We start from the raw sequence: 19,908 nt of genomic DNA, 5'->3' as shown, positions 1-19,908 counted from the left end.
TTAAAGGAGTTTTTTTTTAGCTAAGTACAAAATCAAAAATATTTGTACTTATTTCTTTCTGAAACAGCAGAATACAAAATTCTGTAATGTATCGAAAGGTGTTTTATGATCTACAATCTGTGTGTTGACTAAATCAAAGTTGTCTTCAAATAACGCGGCTAAGCTTTCTGTAGTGTATTGTTTAATAGGGATGCCACTGCATTTTTCTGGTCCATTTTCTGAGAAGGTGCCAATCAATAACACTCCATCTGTTTTGATCATTTTTGAGACTACATTTTTATAATTCTTAATGTCTTCTTCTGATGTCAAAAAATGAAACGCCGCACGGTCATGCCAGAATGCATACTGTTCACCTGAGTCAAAACGAGAAGCATCCGCCTCTATCCAATTCACTTTTGATGCTTTCTCTCCCAGTCTATGTTTTGCCCTTTGAAGTGCTTTAGCAGAAATATCTAAAACAGTAATGTCTTGAAATCCCTTTTCTAATAGATGATCTACCAGAAAACTATCTCCTCCACCAACATCAATGATTTTATCATCAGGTGCTAAAAATGATCTTTCCACAAAATCCAAAGAAGTTGTCGGCGTAGGCTGATACCAGCTTACATTTTCCAATGGTTTTGTTTCATAAATACTTTCCCAATGTTTCTTTTTATCAATTGTAGACATCTTGTAGCGTTTAAATCCGTTCGACTGTTTTAGTATTCAACTACAAAGATATTGGAAAAATAGGTAATTCTTTCGATCGTAAAACACCTTTAAATGAATGAATTTTCATTTAAATAGTATAATTTCGTCTTTGAATAATATCATTTAACTGATGGTGAAGCGTTTCTTGTTCAAAAAGCTTAACGTAAATCATCGTATTTCAGGGTAAATATTATGTTTATTTGTAAAACGTAGTATTCTATATACCCCCATATTAGACATAAATTTCAATTCTTAAGTACTGTTGTACTTATCACAACGAACCATATGAAACCTACAAGAGTTTTTGATTTTATTGAACAGCAAAAACAAAAATACAATGGTATTGACGTTTGCTTGGCTGCTAAAGAAAAAGGAACATGGAAGACCTATTCCACTGATGATGTGCTACAGATTATCAATCAGGTAAGCAACTCTCTCTTACAATATGGTATTCAGAAAGGTGACAAAGTGGCTATTGTTTCTGAAAACAGACCGGAATGGAACTTTATCGATTTGGCCTGTTCTCAAATTGGAGCCGTGGCTGTGCCCATCTATCCAACAATTACCATTGAAGATTACAACTATATTTTCAATCACGCTGAGATTAAAATTGCCTTCATTGAAAGCAATGCTCTTGTCAAAAAGATCAAATCCATTCAAGATCGCTTGACTGCTTTGGAAGAAATTTTCTCTTTTGAAGAGGTGGAGAATATCAGATCATGGAAAACGTTTTTAAAAGATATTTCTGATGAGGAAGCCAATCAGCTTGCTCAAATCAAACAAAATATTACTGAAGAAGACCTCTACACTATTGTGTATACTTCTGGAACTACAGGACCTCCTAAAGGAGTAATGTTGACAAACAGAAATGTAGTTACGAATGCAATTGCCGCTTCAAAAACATTGCCTGTAGAAGAAGGAAATGGCAAAGCTCTAAGCTTCCTACCACTTTCACATGTCTACGAACGCACAAGTGTCTTTTCATACCTGAATCACTCTATGTCAGTGTATTATGCTGAAAGCGTGATTAAAGTAGGTGAAGCAATGAAAGAAGTGAAGCCTGATGTTTTCTGTACTGTTCCTCGATTATTGGAAAAAGTATACGACACCATCGTTGGTAAAGGCATGGAGACCAAAGGATTGAAGAAAGCCATCTTCTTCTGGGCCTTGAATTTTGGATTGAAATATGATCCAAGAGAAAAACAGTCTTTCTGGCAAAAAATACAACATAAAATTGCAGACTCATTAGTATTCAGCAAATGGCGTGAAGCTTTGGGTGGCAATATCAAAAATATGAACGTGGGTGCGGCCGCTCTTCAGCCAAGATTAATCCGTTCTTTTTGGGCGGCAGGAATTAAAGTGTGTGAAGGGTATGGTATGTCTGAAGCATCGCCTGTGGTTTGCGTGAACCGCATCACTCCTGAAACAATGATGGTCGGAACTGTTGGTCCTACTTTAGAGGGTATTGAAGTGAAAATAGCTAGTGACGGAGAGATCCTTATTAAGGGTCCGAACATTATGAAAGGCTATTATAAACAACCTGAATTAACAGCTGAAACTGTTGTGGACGGTTGGTTGCATACCGGTGATATCGGTGAGCTAGTAGATGGAAAATTCTTGAAGATTACGGACCGTAAGAAGGAGTTATTCAAAACTTCAGCCGGAAAATATATTGCTCCTCAGCTTTTAGAAAATAAACTGAAAGAGTCGTTCTTCATTGAACAAGTGGCCGTTATTGGCAGTAACCAAAAATTTGCTTCCGCATTGATCGTTCCTAATTTCGAAGCTTTAGAAAGATGGTCTCAAGAACAGCAAATTGCTTTTGACACCAAGCAGGAACTGATCAAAAATAATCAGGTTTTCAATAAGTTCAAGAAGGAAATTCAAAAAGCGAATATTGATTTTGCCCGTTGGGAAAAGATTCAGAAGTTCAAATTATTGGAAAATGAATGGACGGTGGAAACAGGAGAGGTAACGCCTACTTTGAAACCAAAAAGGAAAATCATCAACAAAAAATATGAAAGTGAAATCAATGAGATTTATGATTAATTCGGTTGACCATTAATTTCAATTTTTACGAATGACCTCATGAGTACCATCTGATGAGGTCATTTTCTTTACAATAATGCTTTTTCTTTCTATTTTCGTTTGACAAATACTTAGATCTTCATCTTCGTATTGCAACAACACAAAACTATTTGAACATGAGTCGTATTTCTATATTCCTTATTTTTCTAATCGCTTTCACTTCTTGTGAGAAAAAGCAGGTTTCTTTAGTCTCTGAAGATCTGACCACTAAAATTATAAAACCTAGTGACATGCCCTCGCTTACTTTTAAAGAGAAATATTATGTAGCGGCTTATTCTGATTTATATTATCAGGAAGGAAATGATAAATTCCAGTGTACTGTGATATTAAGTTTAAGGAATGTAAGTACCACTGACACACTTTACTTTACCACTGCGGATTATTATGACAGTAATGGAAAACTGCTTCGCAATTATCTTAAAGGAGAAACTTTAGAATTAAAACCGCTTGAATCTGCGGAATATATTGTTGAAAAGAGAGAAAGTTTAGGTGGCGTGGGAGCCAATTTTATTGTAGAATACGGCACTACTTCTCCACCGAAAAACAAAGCGCTGATTGAGGCGATTAATATTGGCAATTTCAGTCAGCATGGTTTTTCTTTTAAATCAAGAGCCATTTTGATTAATGAATAACCCTGCTATTTGACCATAAGAAATACTTTCATTCAACAAAGTGAAATATTAATGTTTTTTCTTATCTCACTTTGCAACCTTCTGATTTTAAATAGCGTATTACAAGCTCTCAATATAGTTTTTATAAAATGGCTAGTGATAAATTTGTTCTTTTAGGAACAGAAATCAAGAAAGGAAAAAGTGCCGTCCTAGAGCTAGAAGTAGCGAAATTGCATACACGCAATAGCTTGAAAGTGCCTGTGATTGTGGAAAGAGGAAATGAAGACGGTCCTGTTCTTTTACTCCTTGGCGGTGTACATGGTGATGAATCTAATGGGGTGGCTATTGTTCGTGATATCATCAGAAAAAAATACCACAAACCGAAAAAGGGCACAGTGATTTGCATACCAATACTCAACGTTTTTGGTTACCTCAATTTAACAAGGGCTTTTCCTGATGGACGAGACCTGAACAGAATGTTTCCGGGTTCCAAAAGAGGTTCTCTAGCAAGTCAGTTTGCTTATACTTTCACTAAAGAAATTGCTCCCTATGTGGACTATGTTTTGGACTTCCACACCGGAGGAGCCGACAGAAGTAACTACCCTAACATTCGTTGTAATTTTGATAAAGAGGAAGAATTTGAACTTGCAAGTGCATTTGGAGCTCCTTATATGATGCACTCCAAATACATTCATAAATCGATTCGTGAAACCGTTCATAAAATGGGCAAAACCATTATTCTTTTTGAAGGTGGAAAATCACTTCATTTGGATGATGATGTCATCAACATTGGTGTCAATGGAGCATTGAATGTGATGAAATACTTGAAAATGCAAGAGGGAGAAGTGGAAATAAAACAAGAGCCTGTTTACATCAGAAAAAGTAAATGGCTTAGAGCTCCTTATTCAGGTATTTTTGAATCGATGGTTGAAAACGGAGCACGTGTAGTCAAAAAGCAGTTGATCGGGCGTATTTCAGATCCATTTGGTGAATTTGAAAAGAAAATTTACGCTCCTTCTGATTGTTCCATTTTTGGATTAAATACCGCTCCCAACGTCAATAAAGGAGATGCTATTTTTCATGTGAGTGTGAAGTAGTTTTTGAAAGGAAATAAAAAAAGTTTCGTGTATCATCAATTTAGTAATGATACACGAAACTTTTTTTTAAGCACATATTTGAAACATCTCTAATTTGTCGCCTTATAAGCGAATGAAATTGTGTTGTCAGAAAAATGTTCAATAACATGCTGTGCGAAACCTTTTCCGGCCTCTCTATATACATTATAAACGGCATCCACACCTTCTGCTTTCAATTGATCAATCTGATCAGAATATTCCACAATTGCGGCTGTCTTTCCTTTAAAATTCAATTGTTTCAACTGCCTTACTGCTAAATCATTGGAATGATGGTGTGGCATGGCGAAAAGGATCATCTCAAATTGATTGATATTCTTTATCCTATGCCAGAAATCCCAGTCCACTGCATCACCCTGAATTGCATTTCTGCCTTCTTCTAACTGAGATTCAACAGCACCTTCTTTTACATCAACTCCTAATACAGTTCCTTCATAAACTTTATTGATCTCATCGTAAATCCCCGTTCCGATTCGTCCCATTCCTAAAATCAGAATTTTAGACTTCCCTGTATTAAGCATTTGATCCATCTTGTTCAAACGGCTATTTTCTTTCTTGATTCTAGCCAAAAATTGATAGACTTCATTACTCCAATTGTTGATAGGAGAAGCAATAATGAAGGATAAGGAAACGGCTACCGCAATACTGACTAACAGCTCCCCTGAAATCCATCCAAACTTATAGCCTAATCCACCTACAATCAATCCAAACTCACTATAATTCATCAAAGTCAATGCACTGAAAACAGAAGTCCTTACTCTGAAATTAAAGAGGTCGAAAATTCTGAAATACAGCCATCCTTTTAAAGGAAGTAATAAGACTAGAACAAAAGCGAAAATAAAAGCGGACGTTGTCAATGAGGTGGACAATCCAATATCCAAAAAGAAACAAACCAATAAGAGTTCTTTTATATTGAAAAGTGATTTTGATAGTTCCGATGCTTTAGGGTGTCCTGATAATAAAACACCAATAACCAATGCTCCTAAATCTGGCTTTAACCCTGCCTCAGCAAATAACCCTGAACCCATCACAAAACACATGAAAATGCCGAAAATCACAAGCATTTCACCGTGTTCCACCGTATCCATCACTTTATAGAATAGAGGTCTTAAAAGAGGTAATCCAAATAATAATACAGCCCAAATTTCAGGAACTTTGCCGGTAGATATTGTCATAAATACCACTGCAAAAATATCTTGCATTACAAGTACACCAATAGACAAAGCACCATAAATGGCATTCATCACCCCTTTTTCCTGTAAAGTCTTAATGGCAAAAACGGTACTTGAAAATGATAAGGCGAAAGCCACCAAAAGAAGTTCTACATACCCTAATGATGCTAATAAATCTATGCCCATCACTTGGAGGCCCCACAATGCTAAGAAGAAATAAAGCGTTGTACCTAAATTATGAATTAAAGCACTCAACCAAATATGCTTTCCAATCAGCATTTTGATATCTAACTTCAGCCCTATTGTAAAGAGTAAAAGGGTCACACCTGTATCGGCCAACCATTTTATAATGTCATTGCTTTCCACACCAAAAGCATGTAACACAAAACCTGCAATCAAGAACCCAACAAGAGGAGGAAATTTAGATTTGAAGGCGAGGAATCCGGTCACAAATGTTGTAAGTACAATCAGTATAATCTCTTCAGTCATATATTGTTTTTAGTTTTAACAGCTCAAAGCCTTATTTTGTTAATCGATCGTGCACTTAAGCAGTTGTACAATTAAAATTGGAAGTTTTGGATTGTCTTTTTTAGCCTACTCTTCGTTAGAATATCATCACGTAGCTTTGGCTATGCTCTTCTATTCTGCCTTGATTAGACTAAAAAATAATAATCCAACTTATCCCCATTTTAAATGTGCAACTGCTGTATTTTTACGAGAAATAGAGCTTCAAAGCTGTTTAATTTCGTTAATCAATAATACAAAAAACTCCCCACAAGAAAAATTCCCGTGAGGAGTCCAATATGCTCATATACAACAAATCATCATCGCAATGACACAACATCTAAACTGTTTTGTTAGATCCCTGTCACCTTTCTGATGTACTCTCTACCCATTTTAGCATATTTCAAAGGGTAAGCGTTAGCAGGATTCTGTTCTGCTTCAACCACTAACCAACCTTCGAAATTATTTTCAGCTAATGTTTCAAAAATAGGCTCAAAGTTGATACAACCTTCTTCATCGCCTGGAACAGTGAAAATACCTGCTTCTATGGATTCTTTAAATGACATTTCCTGCTCGTCTGACTGATTCATGATCGGTTGACGAATATTTTTCAGGTGAACGTGTTTGATACGATGTGCATAGTCCATCGCCATTTCTAATGGATCTCCACCTGCAAAACGAATGTGTCCTGTATCAAATAATAAATGAACAAATGCTGGGTTTGTCATTTCCATCAAACGGTCTACTTCAGGTCTTGTCATCACACCTGTACCCATATGATGGTGATAACATAAGTTCATACCATTATCAGTGGCAATTTTACCAATGTGGTTCAATCCGTCTGCCAATGCTTGCCATTGCTCATCATCAAAAACAGCTTTGTTGGCTTTTAATGCGATAGGCTGTTGATGTGAGGAGCCCCCTAATTCAGCAACAACTATATCCGTTCCACCCATAGACTTGATAAACTCTAATGACTTATTAAAGTCCTCTACCGTTTTATCATACATATCTTTGATGGTAAAATAGGTACTTGTCCAAGGTTCAGAAACGCGAAGTCCTCTGATATCTAAAGCATATTTCAATACTTCAGGGTCCTTAGGGTATTTGTGCCCCACACTACAACCTTCATAGCCGGCCAAAGCCATTTCAGATACACATTGTTCAAAAGGAATTCCAATATCGATGTCTAAAAAGTCATCGTTCCACCATGATGTAGGTGTGATTCCTATATATACTTTTTCTTTATTGAATGGAGTTTTCATTGTTTTCGTTATTTAAGAGTTTGAAGTAATTCAGCAACCAGACCTGTCCAGCCTGTTTGATGTGATGCACCGATACCAGCACCGATATCACCATGGAAATATTCATAGAACAGAATATTGTTGTTCCATCTTTCATCTTTTTGGAAGGTCTGATTTCCTCCAAAAACTGGACGGTTGCCATTTTGATCTTTTTCAAAAATGCCAATCAAACGCTTCGAAAGATCTTTTGCGATATCGCCTAGGTGCATCATATTTCCAGACTTCGAAGGGTATTCCACTTGGAAATCTTCTCCTAAGAATTCATTGTATTTTAATAGTGTTTCAATCAACAAGAAGTTGATCGGGAACCATACAGGCCCTCTCCAATTGGAGTTACCACCAAAGGCGTGATTCAATGATTCTGCTGGCGCATATTGCTCTTGAAGCGTCACATTATTACGCTGTAAATCCAAAGTATACGGATTGTCTTCATATACTTTTGAAATACCGCGGATACCATGCGGACTTAAGAATTCTAACTCATCAAATACTCTTAATAGTATTTTCACAAGCCTTTCTGGATTCACAAAAGACAACAACATTTTATTCTTGTCTGTATCAGAAGTGGTTTTCACCAAGTCTAACAGTTCAGGATGCTTGTCTAAGAACCAGTCCAATCGCTCTTGTAAAGATTTCGCACTGTGTTCTTCTAATTTTGTAAAATCAATAGTAGCAACTGGGAATAAAGCAATCACACCCACCAAAGATCTCAGCTTTACAGAATGATACTTTGTAGGTTGTTCGTAAACCGTAAGGAAGTCATAATAGAACTCGTCCTCATCATCCCATAAGTTGATATTGCACTCCGTTCTATTCATGTTCATCGCATCTGCTACAAACACAAAATGCTGGAAGAACTTACTGACTAAGTGAGCGTATTCTGAATGATTTTCTACACTCAATACATTGGCAATGTCCATCATTTTCAGACAGAACATTCCTACCCAACTTGTACCGTCAGACTGATTCATATTGACACCAACACCTAGTCTGCTTTCAAGGTTAGAAAGGTCACTTCTGTTGATGATAGAGATATTATCCAAACCTAAGAATCCACCTTCAAACAAGTTGTTATTGTCCTTATCTACTTGATTCACCCACCAAGTGAAGTTCATCAAACAGTGTCTGAAAATATCAGCCAAAAATTGAGTATCAGCTTTATCACCGTTCAGTTCCTTATCTATTTCATAGATCTTCAGTGCAGCCCACGCATGTAATGGAGGGTTAATATCACTAAACGACCATTCGTAAGCAGGAATTGCACCTTTCGGCGACATATACCATTCATGTGATAAGAAGAGTAATTGCTTCTTCGCAAACTCAATATCCACTCTTGAGAACACCACTGTTTGGAAACATAAATCCCAAGCCGCAAACCAAGGGTATTCCCATTTATCCGGCATCGTTAAGATGTTATCCGCATAAAAGTGACTCCACTCTTTATTTCTATTTCTGCTTTCAGGAGGTGTAGGTCCAACAGGATCTCCTTTTAACCAATCAGAAACTACATACAAGTAATATTGCTTACTCCACAACATACCTGCATAGGCCTGACGTTGGATCATCTTCTGCTCATCCGATAAAGTAGCCGGAGAAATATTTTCATAGAAAGTATCTGCTTCCGCAATTCTATCTGTAAATACTTTTTCAAAAGCATCACCAAATGGAGCTTGGTTATCCATATCCGCCGTAAATCTTAAATTGATTTCTTGCGTTGCTCCACTTTCTAATTCGAAGTAATAATAAGCACTTGATTTAGAGCCTTTCAATTCTGGATTTACAGATTCAGTACCATGAATCAAATGGTCGTTTATACCATCCTTAGGATAGGGTGTTTTATTCTCTGAGTTAAAGAGCTTTTGATTATTCGTCTCGTTATCTACAAAGAATAACTTATCAGGGTTCTCACAGTACAAAGCCATTTCGTCTGTGCTTCCATCCGCATCAGAACTCGCTTTTAATACTCCAATATTTCCTTTTGTTGCACCTTCAATCACTGGTGTTTTTACATCAAAAAACCATGACCAGGTATTTCTAAACCATAGGGTAGGCAATAGGTGAATCGGTGCTTTATCTGGACCATGATTCGTCACTTTTATCTTTACCAATACATCTGTTGGAGATGATTTCGCATACTCCACTTGTACATCAAAGTAACGGTCCTCCTCAAAAATACCTGTATCAATCAGCTCATATTCCATAGATTCTGGAAACTGCTTACGTCTTGCATTTTCATCGATCAAATCTTGATACGGAAATGCTTTTTGAGGGTATTTATACAACCACTTCATATAACTATGAGTAGGTGTATTATCTTGATAGAAGTAATATTCTTTTACATCCTCACCATGGTTTCCCTCACTGTTGGTCAAACCAAACAATCTTTCTTTCAGAATAGGATCATTTCCATTCCAAAGGTTTAAGGCAAAACATAGTTTTTGTTTTGGATCTGAAATCCCTGCCAATCCATCTTCCCCCCAACGGTAAGCTCTTGATCTTGCCTGATCATGTGGGAAATAATCCCAAGCATTACCATCTGAACTGTAATCTTCTCTTACAGTTCCCCATTGACGTTCGGATAAATAAGGACCCCACTCCAACCAATCTTCATGATCTTGTTTATTGGAGTAGGCTTTTGCTAGTCTTTCTTGTTCTTTATTTAATGTCATGCTGATACTAAATTTTGTTGAGATTGAGACGTAGTGGTTAAGGTTTCAATAGCATGAAACGCTTCAATAATCTGCGCAACACTCCAAGCCTGTGCAATACAGCCTTTGGGTGTGAAAGGAGCATCTCCATCAAAAATTTCACTTATGGTACCCAAGCCAGATGTATTTAAGTGATCTGAGATTGGCATAAGGAAATCATAGGCTCTGTCCTTATCCTGATAAACTTTTAGATGTGCTCTTACAAATGGACCCAACAGCCACCCCCACACAGTACCTTGATGATACGCACTGTCTCTGTGGAATTGGTCTCCACCATAAAATCCAATAAACTCTTTTTCAAAAGGAGCCAATGAACGAAGCCCAAAAGAAGTGAGTAAATGCTCGGCAGAGACATCTACCACTTTCTTTTGTTGTTCTTCATTTAATGGAGAAACGGGCAATGAAACAGCAAATAGTTGATTGGGTCGAAGTAAATCTTCATGTCCATTTGGACCATCTAATACATCAAACAGATATTGTTTTTCCTCATTCCAGAAACGTTGAAAACCTTGTTTGATATTATCAGCTAATGTATTGTAATTGGATTCTTGATCATTTAAAAGCTTTGCAAAACGATCCATCACGCAAATGGCATTGTACCAAAGTGCATTGACTTCAACGGGCTTTCCAATTCTTGGTGTTACAACGTGATTCCCCACTTTTGCATCCATCCAAGTCAATTGAACGCCATCTTGACCGCCACTTAATAAATGATCTTGAGGGTCCATTTTGATATTATACCTTGTGCCTTGAATATGCCAATGTACCACATCCTGCAACTTTGGATACAGCTCCTTGATCAATCCTAAATCTGAGGTCTTTTCATAGTAATTATGAATAGCTTGGAAATACCAAAGTGTAGCATCAATGGTATTGTACTCAGGTGTGTCGCTTACATCAGGAAAACGGTTCGGCAACATTCCTTCATTAAGATATAAAGCAAATGTCTTCAGAATTTTTGATGCATCATCAAACCTTCCTGTCTCTAGTGTCAAGCCTGTAAGACTGATCATTGTATCTCTGCCCCAATCTTCAAACCAATGGTAACCAGCAATGACACTTCTGCCATTTTGATCATCTTGGCTCACTCTGTTGACCACAAATTGATCTGAAGCTAAAACCAATTGTTTCATCCAGTCAGAAACCTGATTTTTCTTCAGCTTTTGTGTTTTCAACCACTTCTTCACCACCGCTTCATCTCTTTGAACTCTTTCAGAAAGATCATTTCCATCAGCCGTTGCATTTTCTTCTGTAGATGCTACAAAAGTGATGCGTTGACCTTTTGAAAGCTGAAGTTGAAAAGTAGCAGGGTGTACGTGTGAATCCGTATCATTCAACCCTCTTTTCAGTTCTTCTTCTAAGTGAAAATTCTGATACAATTCATTGAAAATAGTACAAGAACTGTTTTCCAGCTTTAAGAAAAGCGGTAAATCAGAAGAATTATTGGAAGTGATTTTCACACCTGATGGAATAGCTGAAACATTCACAGGCCATTCCACTTGTCCTGTATTGTGAAAAATTCTGTTGTCTACAATTGCACTGATTTGGAGTTCAACCACTTCATCCGCTTCAAGTACTTCATAAGACACATACGTTGTATTTTCTCCATATTTCATCCACACTTTCTTTTCTATCAAAGCATCCGCACAAGCATATTGCCAGGTTGGGATCGAGCTTTCAAGAGCGAAAGTTTGAATGTTTTTATACCCCTCAGGGGCTACGGCTCCGTTTTGCCATCTGTTGGAAGTCAATGCAAAGGCAGTACCTCTGTACGTAATTGTTTCTTCCAACTTAGCAAGCATTAATCGACGGTCAATTGGCGGTTTTAAAGAAGACACCAAAAGCCCGTGGTATCCACGAGTAAGTGAACCGGCTACTGTTCCTGAACAGTAGCCGCCAATACCATTTGTCACTAGAAACTCTCTTTCTTCAGCCGTTTCTAGGCTTCCGGTAATGTCACGTCCGAAGTGAACCGCCATGACTATGCAAAATCGTTAATGAAAACGTTCACTTGAGCATTATCACAAAGGAAAAATCCTGGTGTGTAATAACTCGTCGTTGCAAAGTCTAAACGACCATCTCCGTTGAAATCACCGATTACAATTAATGAAGCTGATGCAGTGGATACTCTCCATCTTTCAATCAATCCTTGCTCCAAGTCAATTACTTTATAGTAATAAACACCTTGGTTTGGCATAGGACCTCTTAGTGCTACCAAGAATTCGTCATCGCCGTCTCCATCAAAATCTGCACAGATCACATGGTGAGTTGCTCCTTGACCATGAGCATCAAAATCACCATAAGTATCTATCACTTTACGTGTCCAAGGTCCATCAGCAATACCACCTTTATTTCTTCTCGTATAAAGTGCCAATTTGTTACCATGGAATGGGTCTAATGATACCATGTAGCCGTAAGGATCATCGCCTAATTTTCCGTAAGCGATGTTTGAACAACCTGTAAACCCAATATCTTCATATTCTCGATCACCTTCTGATAATGGAGCCGAATCCCACTTTCCAGTTTCAATATTGTAGTAGAACCAAGTCAATCCTTCTTCACTACAAATCAACATAGAGTCGTGCTTCTCGCCAGAATAACCACCATATTTTCCTAAAAGAACGTCATGTACTAAACGGAAATCTGTATCATTGATCACTCTTCCTTTCCAGTCTCCTGCGTTTACAGGGTCTTTGGGACGATCAAAAAGTGTCATCGCAATTGGCTGATGAATTCCTTCTCCGTAAGGCTTACATCCTACTACCGGAATACCCAAAAGTTCTAAGTTTTCAGACTGTGTAAAATAACCTATTTTTACTCTGTGCGTTGCTAATAGATCACTTACGAAGTGACGTTTCCAAGGTGTATTTTCTTTGTATTCACCTGGATTTTCCAGCCATGAAATCTTACCATCTTCAGGACGGCACCAGAAAGCACACGTTCCGAAGTTGTGAGAGATTACCAAATCTTTACGACCGTTACCTGCGATATCAGCAACGTCAATCGCTACAGGTTCAGGGAATTTAGCAATCAAGTGCTTTTCCCAAGTAGGGTTTTCATACCAAACCACCTCACCTTCTGCTAATCCAGAAGTGACAATATCCAATTTTCCATTGCCATTTATATCAATCGCAGAAATCCAATATCCATCTTTTTGATTTTCTGCTAATGTGATTTTCTTAAACTTTGGAATCTTTACCGTTCCATCATTTAAGTAACCGTGTATATCTAATGCTTCCTTATCCATGTTGAGGTGTTACTACGTTTAGTTCTTCATCTGATAATAATTCTACTTTATCTACCTCAAAAGTTGGGGTAGCATTCACGCCTTCCTGTCCAGGAATAGGGTTTTTGATGATTTCATAAGCCATTTGCTTAATGATAAACATACCTCCAATAGCAGGAATCAATGTTTCAGGCTTTCCGTTGAAGGCTGTATTGATCTTGTCCATGAAGTTCTTATAGTATTGGTTGAACTTCAAGTTGGCAGCATACAACTCAGAATCTTTCGGATACTCATCCATTTTTGCATTGGTCTTGATAGGATAAACTGCATCCCAATCAATACTTAATGCTTCACCTGTTGGCTCATCCGCTTGATCACCTTTATGGTAATACTTTCCTAATTTCAACTGCTGGAATCTATAGTAGTGAGCTAATTCGCCTTCATAATCAAAGATGCCTCCCTCAAAACCTTCACCTTGTTCTGAAATTAAACGGATCGCTTCTTTTGCACTATCTAAATCATAAACAGGAACAATATCACCACCACCTGAGTAGTAATATTCCGGAGTTACTTGTCTGCTCTTATCGCCAACAAATACATTTTCCTCTCCTAATTCATCACAAAGCGTTTCCAAACCTTCTTCAATCGCCTTGTAGAAATCACCAATACTGTAATAACTTACATCCTGATCATTTTCATCTTTCAGACAAGGTAATAAGTATTTCTTTTGAGATGGATTTACCGCCTTCAAGCGTACACCTGTATGCTCTTCTTCAGGTTTAGCAGGACGCTCAATCTCTAAAAACATATCTATTGCTTCATGAGAGAAAGGAGCTAAACTTACTTCAAAATCAGTTTCGCCGTTAGGTAAATAAGTTGGAAATTCTGGTAAGAAACCTTCTTTATTCATGTCAGGCGTACCTCCTACTGCATTCAAAATGTTAGCCGCCAAAGTAAGGTGCAACATCTCTTCAATCACAATAACACGAATAAGGTTATAAGCTTCTAAGTTTGTATCAGGATGAATAGAATACATCGTAGTGATGTACGTTGGTATAGTGGCATGTTCTAATTGCATACCTGCGTAAAGATAATCCTTTACGTCGTCAAGAGTTTTTATTGGCTTAAGAGACATAATCTAGTTCCTTTTTTTGTTGGTTATTTTTTTCGTTGTTTAATTCATTAGTGATGGCATCTGCTGTTTTATAGCAAAGTGCCGCTAGCGTTAGCGTAGTATTTGAAGTTCCTATGGTTGGCATACTTCCAGATCCTACTAAGAAGAGGTTTTGATGATCCCACGACTTCTGATTAGTATCCACTACTGAAGTTTTAGGATCATCTCCCATAATGTGTGTACCTGAGAAGTGATTTCCACCCCTTACTACAATACCTTCTCCATTATGAATGATATAGCCCCAGTCTGTTGGGTTGTATTCTGTATAATCCTCTGCTCCTAGTTGTTGGAATAACTTCTTCGCCAGTTTTCTTCCATACTGAAGTCCGTTTAAGGTATACTCCGGAATTTTGAAAGAGACAACAGGCTTAAGGTTGCCAAACTTGTCTTTGTATTGAGGATCAACAGTGACAGCGTTGTTTGGATCAGCAGTCATTTCCACCATAAATGTGAAGAGCACTTGACGGCAAACTTTATCTACCAAGCCTTTACGAAGGTCTTTTCCGTATTTGTTCTTGTTGTCTACCAAATCTGCTACATCACTGTAAGGGGCTCCTGTTGCGAAGTTCCACCCATTATTAATGATGTCCATATGGAATGCCGCCTGCTCATTTCTGAACTGACCACTTCTGAAGTTTTCAATTCCTGAAGTACCTTGAGTACCTCTGAAAGCACCTACATTTTCTGGCATTAAGGCCCAATTGAATAAGTAAATATGATTCGTCAAGTTTTTACCAATCAACTCACTTTCTCCTTTAAGACCAGACGCCAACATCAAGCAGGCATTTTCAATAGCATTACCTGCCAGAATAAATTTTCTTGCTTTCAAAGTAGCAACCTCATAATGTTCAGCCCCTACTTCATCATAATATTTCACTTCCAATGAAGTGACTTCACCCGTATTGGGATCAACAATCACCTTAGAAGCAATCGTCTTATTCAAGAAATCTACCTGATCTGTATGCAATGCTTTTGCTAGTGTTTTTCTAGCGTCATATTTTGCTTGCACAGGACAAATCGGCGTACAGTTAGTGTTCCCTTGGCAACGCTCACCAATTTCAGCTTGATGATCACTTACTGCACCATCAGGAACAAAACCTTTTCCGTTATTATATTTTGGATTTGGAATTCCATTACGCCCTTGCGGAATGTTACGTACTTTCAATTCGTGCTTCTCTCCAGCCAAGTTAATCTCCGTACCATCTACAGTATCGGCAATCACCTTGTCCAAATAAGTTGGAGGCATCGCTTCCATAGGAAAAACATATCCTTCATCGAAAGTCATACCGTCATAGGCTTGATCTTCTACATTAGCAGCGACACCCATTTCCTTTTCCGCTCTGCGGTAATAAGGTTTCAGGTCATCGTACTTCATTGGCCAATCAATACCCTTGTCAAAAGTTGATTTCATTTCGAAATCCTCAGGCAACATTCTTGGTGTATTGGATTGAAAGTGCATCGTTGTTCCTCCAACGACTTTTGCGTAAGTACCATCAAAAACATCCGGCCCTTTTTGTACAATGTAACCGCTATCATCAATCTCTCCTTTTTTCAAAGGTTTGATATCTTGAGGGCGTGGCATAGGTGCACTTGAGTTCACAGGGTAAGGAGCGTTAGGGTCCTTGTCCAAGTTAGTATAGAACCTTTTTACATATTCCTCATAGCCTGGAATTGTAAGGTCCTGACCCGGTCCTGCTTCTACAACAAGTACTTTAAAACCCTTTTGGCTTAGTTCATTGGCCATGATTGCCCCAGAAATACCGGCACCAACAATCACTGCATCATACAGAATCTCTGATGCAGTTTTATGGTCTGTCACTATATCTTCCAATAAGTGACTTTTTCTATTTTCCATGATTATAGTATTTAGTTAGAGTACTTTTTGGGTGTTCGTTTAAAACGAACATTGTAAACTAAATTTTCATCCTCTACCAATCGATAGTTCAGTAAGTTTTCTACGGAATACTTTCAAGCTTCCTTCTTCTTCATTTTTGTCTTGAAACAAAAACGAAGCGAAATTTAGGCTTAGAAGTCAAGGTTGAGTAAGTACTACCAACCTAAAAATGGTAGAAACCAACTGGCGCGAATGTTAAGCGTAAGCGTCATTCGTGTCCTACAGATCATAAGAAATCTCCTGATTTCTAAATACATGGCTATTTAAAAACTTAGTTTACAGTATACTAGTCTATTGCTGGAATTTCCGGAGGAGCTGACCATGTACCATAACCTGGAGCTTTTGCTCCCATAGGGTGTGAACCAATTGTTGGCCAAAGTAAACCTTCTTTGTAAGCACTTGGAGAGATCACATACGTCTTATCGTTTTCTAATAATCCAAATGTATCATTCCATGATTTTGGCAATTGATACCAAGTTCCTACAAACCAAAGTTTAATAAGACTTCTAGTAATTGGTCCTAGTTTTTCATCACTTAAAACTTTAGCACGGAATTGCTTATCAAAAGCAACTTCATCTGATCCTGTGTCGTCTTGGATTTTATCAAAAGTAGTAAGCAACTGTATCATATTCTTTTCACCAATAATTTGATATACAGCATCATAATATTCTTCCAACTGTCCAGTACCTTGAAGTTGGAATTCTGAGAAGGCCGTTAGTTTTACGGACAATTGTAGAAATTGTTGAATTTCTAATGTCTTAGCATTCATAGTAATTAGAGAGTTTTGGATAAATGTTTGTTGATTTTCCTATAATTTTTGAGCGAAATCTAGATTAGATCTTCTAGCATTTTCTTTGTACTCTTGAAGCACAAAGCAGCTAATGTAAGTGTAGTGTTAGAAGTACCAATTGAAGGCATACTTCCTGCCCCAATCAAATACAAGTTTTCATGATCCCATGACTTCTGATTTTTATCTACTACTGAAGTAGCTTTATCATCTCCCATAATGTGAGTACCTGCGATGTGGTTACCTCCACGAAGTGCATAACCTTCACCATTATAAGAAACGTAACCGAAATCCAATGGATCATATGAAGTGTGATCTTCTGCTCCCAATCTCTGGAAGATCTGACGTGTCACTTGTCTTGCCTTTTCTACGGCCTTAAGCGTATAATCAGGGATAGAAAGTGAAACAATAGGACGCATATTGCCTAAACGGTCAGTGTAGTCTGGGCTTACCGTAATACTGTTTGACGGGTCTGGCATCAGCTCAATCATCACGGCCATCAATAGCTGTGTTGAAATCTGATTGACCAATTCATGTCTCAATTCCTTACCGTACTTATTCATGTTATCCACAATATCATGAAGGTTTGTGTAAGGTGAACCTGTTGCCCATCCCCAACCATCATTGTGAATATCAATGGCAAAAGCAGCATGATCTTTACGGAATTCACCGCTTCTTAAATCAGAAATGCCTGATGTACAAACGGTTCCTCTCATTGTACCTGCTACTTCTGGCAGTAATCCCCAAGTCAGTAAATAAGGGTGATCCATAAAGTTCTTACCCATCAGTTTACTACTGCTTTGAAGACCTGAAGCCAACATCAAACGTGCGTTTTCAATAGCATTGGCAGCCAAAACGAAAATCTTTCCTTTGAAGCTTCCTGACTCATACTCTGATGATTCCATTGAGTCATAGTGCTTGTACTCGATTTCTGTGACTTTACCACTATCATCCACTACTACTTTTGATGCCACAGTTTGAGGCAATAAATCAGCATAGCCTGTACGAAGAGCTTTCACCAACGTTTTACGCGCATCGTATTTCGCCTGTACAGGACAGATAGGCGTACAGTTGTTGTTCCCTTGGCAACGTTCACCGATTTCAGCTTGGTGTAAACTTACAGCTCCTTCAGGAACAAAATTCTCACCGTCATTGAATGCTTTGTACTCCAAGTTTGGAATACCGTTTCTACCTTGAGGGAAAGGTCTTACCTGTAGTGTATGCTCTTCCCCTTTCATGTCGACCGTCATACCATTCAAACCTTTTCCAACAGTTTGGTCAAGATAAGAAGGTGGCATTCCATGCATAGGGAAAACATATCCTTCAGCGTAATTGTCAGTTCCAGTGATGTTTTGAGAATCCACTTCACCAGATACTCCCATTTCTTTCTCTGCTGTTCTGTAGTAAGGCTGTAACTCTTTGTAGTCCATTGGCCAATTGACTCCCACATCATATTTGTCTTTCATATGAAAGTCCTCAGGAAGCATTCGGGGTGTTTTTGACTCAAAGTGCATTGTAGTACCTCCCACTACTTTACAGTAAGTAGTATCTGTTACTAATGGACCATTTTGGACTAAAAAGTTAGCAGAATTGGGTTCGCCAGGTCTTAGGCTATCCACGTCTGTTCCTCTTGGCATCGGGGCGTTAGGGTTCCTTGGAAAAGGAGCATTATTGTCTTTGGATGTGGCTGTGTAAAAGTTATCCAAATACTTTTCATACCCATTTAATGAAAGATCTTTGCCCGGACCGGCTTCAAGAATCAACACCTTGAAACCTTTTTCGCATAGTTCCTTAGCAGCAATAGCACCGCTAATACCAGAACCAACGATGACCGCATCATAATTGGTTGACGCTGCAGTTTTGTGGTCGATGGTTGTCGTTAAACCACCATGATCGTTGCTCATTTTACTTGGTTGTTATTATTAAGTTAGAAATAGCTTGGTCGTAAGTACTCACAAAAAATAATCAAAAGTAGTTTTAGTTATTTTGATTGGGTACTTAGTCATTATTTTTATTCAGCTGGATAAATGGCTACAGTTCGTTCTTTTTTAAAAAATAGTGCTGGTTGAAGGCATCATTTTAAAATTGAATCACTACGAATTTAGGACTCTAATCTGAACATACAAGGCATTCAAATGTTAAATTTTTATTAACATAAAAGTATAAAAACACCCATTTTAGACATTTTTTATTTGGATTAATTATAAAATAACAAAATAAATAACCTGCATTTTACACTTATTTGCATTTAAAGAATTGAACTATTTGAACACAAAAAGAAAAGTTTAAACCTATTTACTTCATTGAGTTAGGAGAAAATTCATAAGCTACATTTTATACCAAAAGACATGATAACGATAAATATCCCTCACTTCTTTTTAAGAAAAACACGTACATTATCAAAATGATAATTATTCAAGATGCTGGTAAAAAAACTATTCGAAAACTTAAAAAACACGGAACTACAGAAACAAAGACAGTGAGAAATTATCTTGTTGAACCAGACCTTTATTTTGTATCAGTTTACATCAAAAAAATTCAACAAAATTGAAGTCTTTTACTAATTCATTCCTCAAATCAACTAATATTGATCTATTTCTTCTAAGGTCTACACTGT

The 19,908-nt window shown here is 37.7% G+C and carries 13 protein-coding genes; 3 read left to right on the top strand and 10 right to left on the bottom strand.

All coding sequences use genetic code 11. The features are described 5' to 3' along the window. Nucleotides 1–48 precede the first annotated feature (48 nt). Complete coding sequence (locus HHU12_RS03325) at nt 49–669, bottom strand: class I SAM-dependent methyltransferase (protein ID WP_169654988.1); 621 nt, start codon at nt 667–669, stop codon at nt 49–51. 306 nt (nt 670–975) lie between these two features. Here HHU12_RS03325 and HHU12_RS03320 point away from each other — a divergent pair, with 306 nt between their 5' ends. The 3 genes from HHU12_RS03320 to HHU12_RS03310 all read left to right on the top strand — a co-directional run bounded on the left by HHU12_RS03320 (nt 976) and on the right by HHU12_RS03310 (nt 4,486). Then, a complete protein-coding gene (locus HHU12_RS03320; protein ID WP_169654986.1) occupies nt 976–2,739 on the top strand; it encodes an AMP-dependent synthetase/ligase in 1,764 nt (587 codons plus the stop codon). Between the two features lie 155 nt (nt 2,740–2,894). After that, nucleotides 2,895–3,410, top strand: coding sequence for a DUF3124 domain-containing protein (locus HHU12_RS03315; RefSeq protein ID WP_169654984.1), 516 nt, complete (start codon nt 2,895–2,897; stop codon nt 3,408–3,410). Nucleotides 3,411–3,538: 128 nt separating this feature from the next. Continuing rightward, complete coding sequence (locus tag HHU12_RS03310; protein ID WP_169654982.1) at nt 3,539–4,486, top strand: succinylglutamate desuccinylase/aspartoacylase family protein; 948 nt, start codon at nt 3,539–3,541, stop codon at nt 4,484–4,486. 89 nt (nt 4,487–4,575) lie between these two features. Here HHU12_RS03310 and HHU12_RS03305 read toward each other — a convergent pair whose 3' ends face one another. The 9 genes from HHU12_RS03305 to HHU12_RS03265 form a co-directional block, all read right to left on the bottom strand. After that, a complete protein-coding gene (locus HHU12_RS03305) occupies nt 4,576–6,183 on the bottom strand; it encodes a cation:proton antiporter family protein (protein ID WP_169654980.1) in 1,608 nt (535 codons plus the stop codon). A 368-nt stretch (nt 6,184–6,551) separates the two neighbouring features. Continuing rightward, nucleotides 6,552–7,463, bottom strand: a complete 912-nt coding sequence (gene iolE / locus HHU12_RS03300; protein ID WP_169654978.1) for a myo-inosose-2 dehydratase — start codon at nt 7,461–7,463, stop codon at nt 6,552–6,554. Between the two features lie 8 nt (nt 7,464–7,471). Beyond that, nucleotides 7,472–10,171, bottom strand: a complete 2,700-nt coding sequence (locus tag HHU12_RS03295) for an MGH1-like glycoside hydrolase domain-containing protein (protein ID WP_169654976.1) — start codon at nt 10,169–10,171, stop codon at nt 7,472–7,474. Continuing rightward, nucleotides 10,168–12,189, bottom strand: a complete 2,022-nt coding sequence (locus HHU12_RS03290; RefSeq protein WP_169654974.1) for an amylo-alpha-1,6-glucosidase — start codon at nt 12,187–12,189, stop codon at nt 10,168–10,170. The genes HHU12_RS03295 and HHU12_RS03290 overlap by 4 nt, the downstream gene beginning before the upstream one ends. 2 nt (nt 12,190–12,191) lie before the next feature. Next, nucleotides 12,192–13,457, bottom strand: coding sequence for an FG-GAP repeat domain-containing protein (locus tag HHU12_RS03285; RefSeq protein WP_169654972.1), 1,266 nt, complete (start codon nt 13,455–13,457; stop codon nt 12,192–12,194). Then, complete coding sequence (locus tag HHU12_RS03280; protein ID WP_169654970.1) at nt 13,450–14,571, bottom strand: ferritin-like domain-containing protein; 1,122 nt, start codon at nt 14,569–14,571, stop codon at nt 13,450–13,452. Before HHU12_RS03280 ends, HHU12_RS03285 begins: the two co-directional genes overlap by 8 nt. Beyond that, nucleotides 14,561–16,465 (bottom strand): GMC family oxidoreductase, encoded by a 1,905-nt coding sequence (locus tag HHU12_RS03275; protein WP_169654968.1) that lies wholly within the window; start codon nt 16,463–16,465, stop codon nt 14,561–14,563. The genes HHU12_RS03280 and HHU12_RS03275 overlap by 11 nt, the downstream gene beginning before the upstream one ends. Nucleotides 16,466–16,790: 325 nt before the next feature. Next, entirely contained in the window at nt 16,791–17,273 is a 483-nt protein-coding gene (locus HHU12_RS03270) for a hypothetical protein (RefSeq protein WP_169654966.1), read from the bottom strand. A gap of 59 nt (nt 17,274–17,332) precedes the next feature. Further along, nucleotides 17,333–19,195, bottom strand: coding sequence for a GMC family oxidoreductase (locus HHU12_RS03265; protein ID WP_169654964.1), 1,863 nt, complete (start codon nt 19,193–19,195; stop codon nt 17,333–17,335). Nucleotides 19,196–19,908: the final 713 nt, after the last annotated feature.

This window comes from Flammeovirga aprica JL-4, assembly GCF_012844305.1.
Classification (GTDB): Bacteria; Bacteroidota; Bacteroidia; order Cytophagales; family Flammeovirgaceae; genus Flammeovirga; species Flammeovirga aprica.
This window is presented reverse-complemented; position numbering and strand designations above follow the sequence as displayed.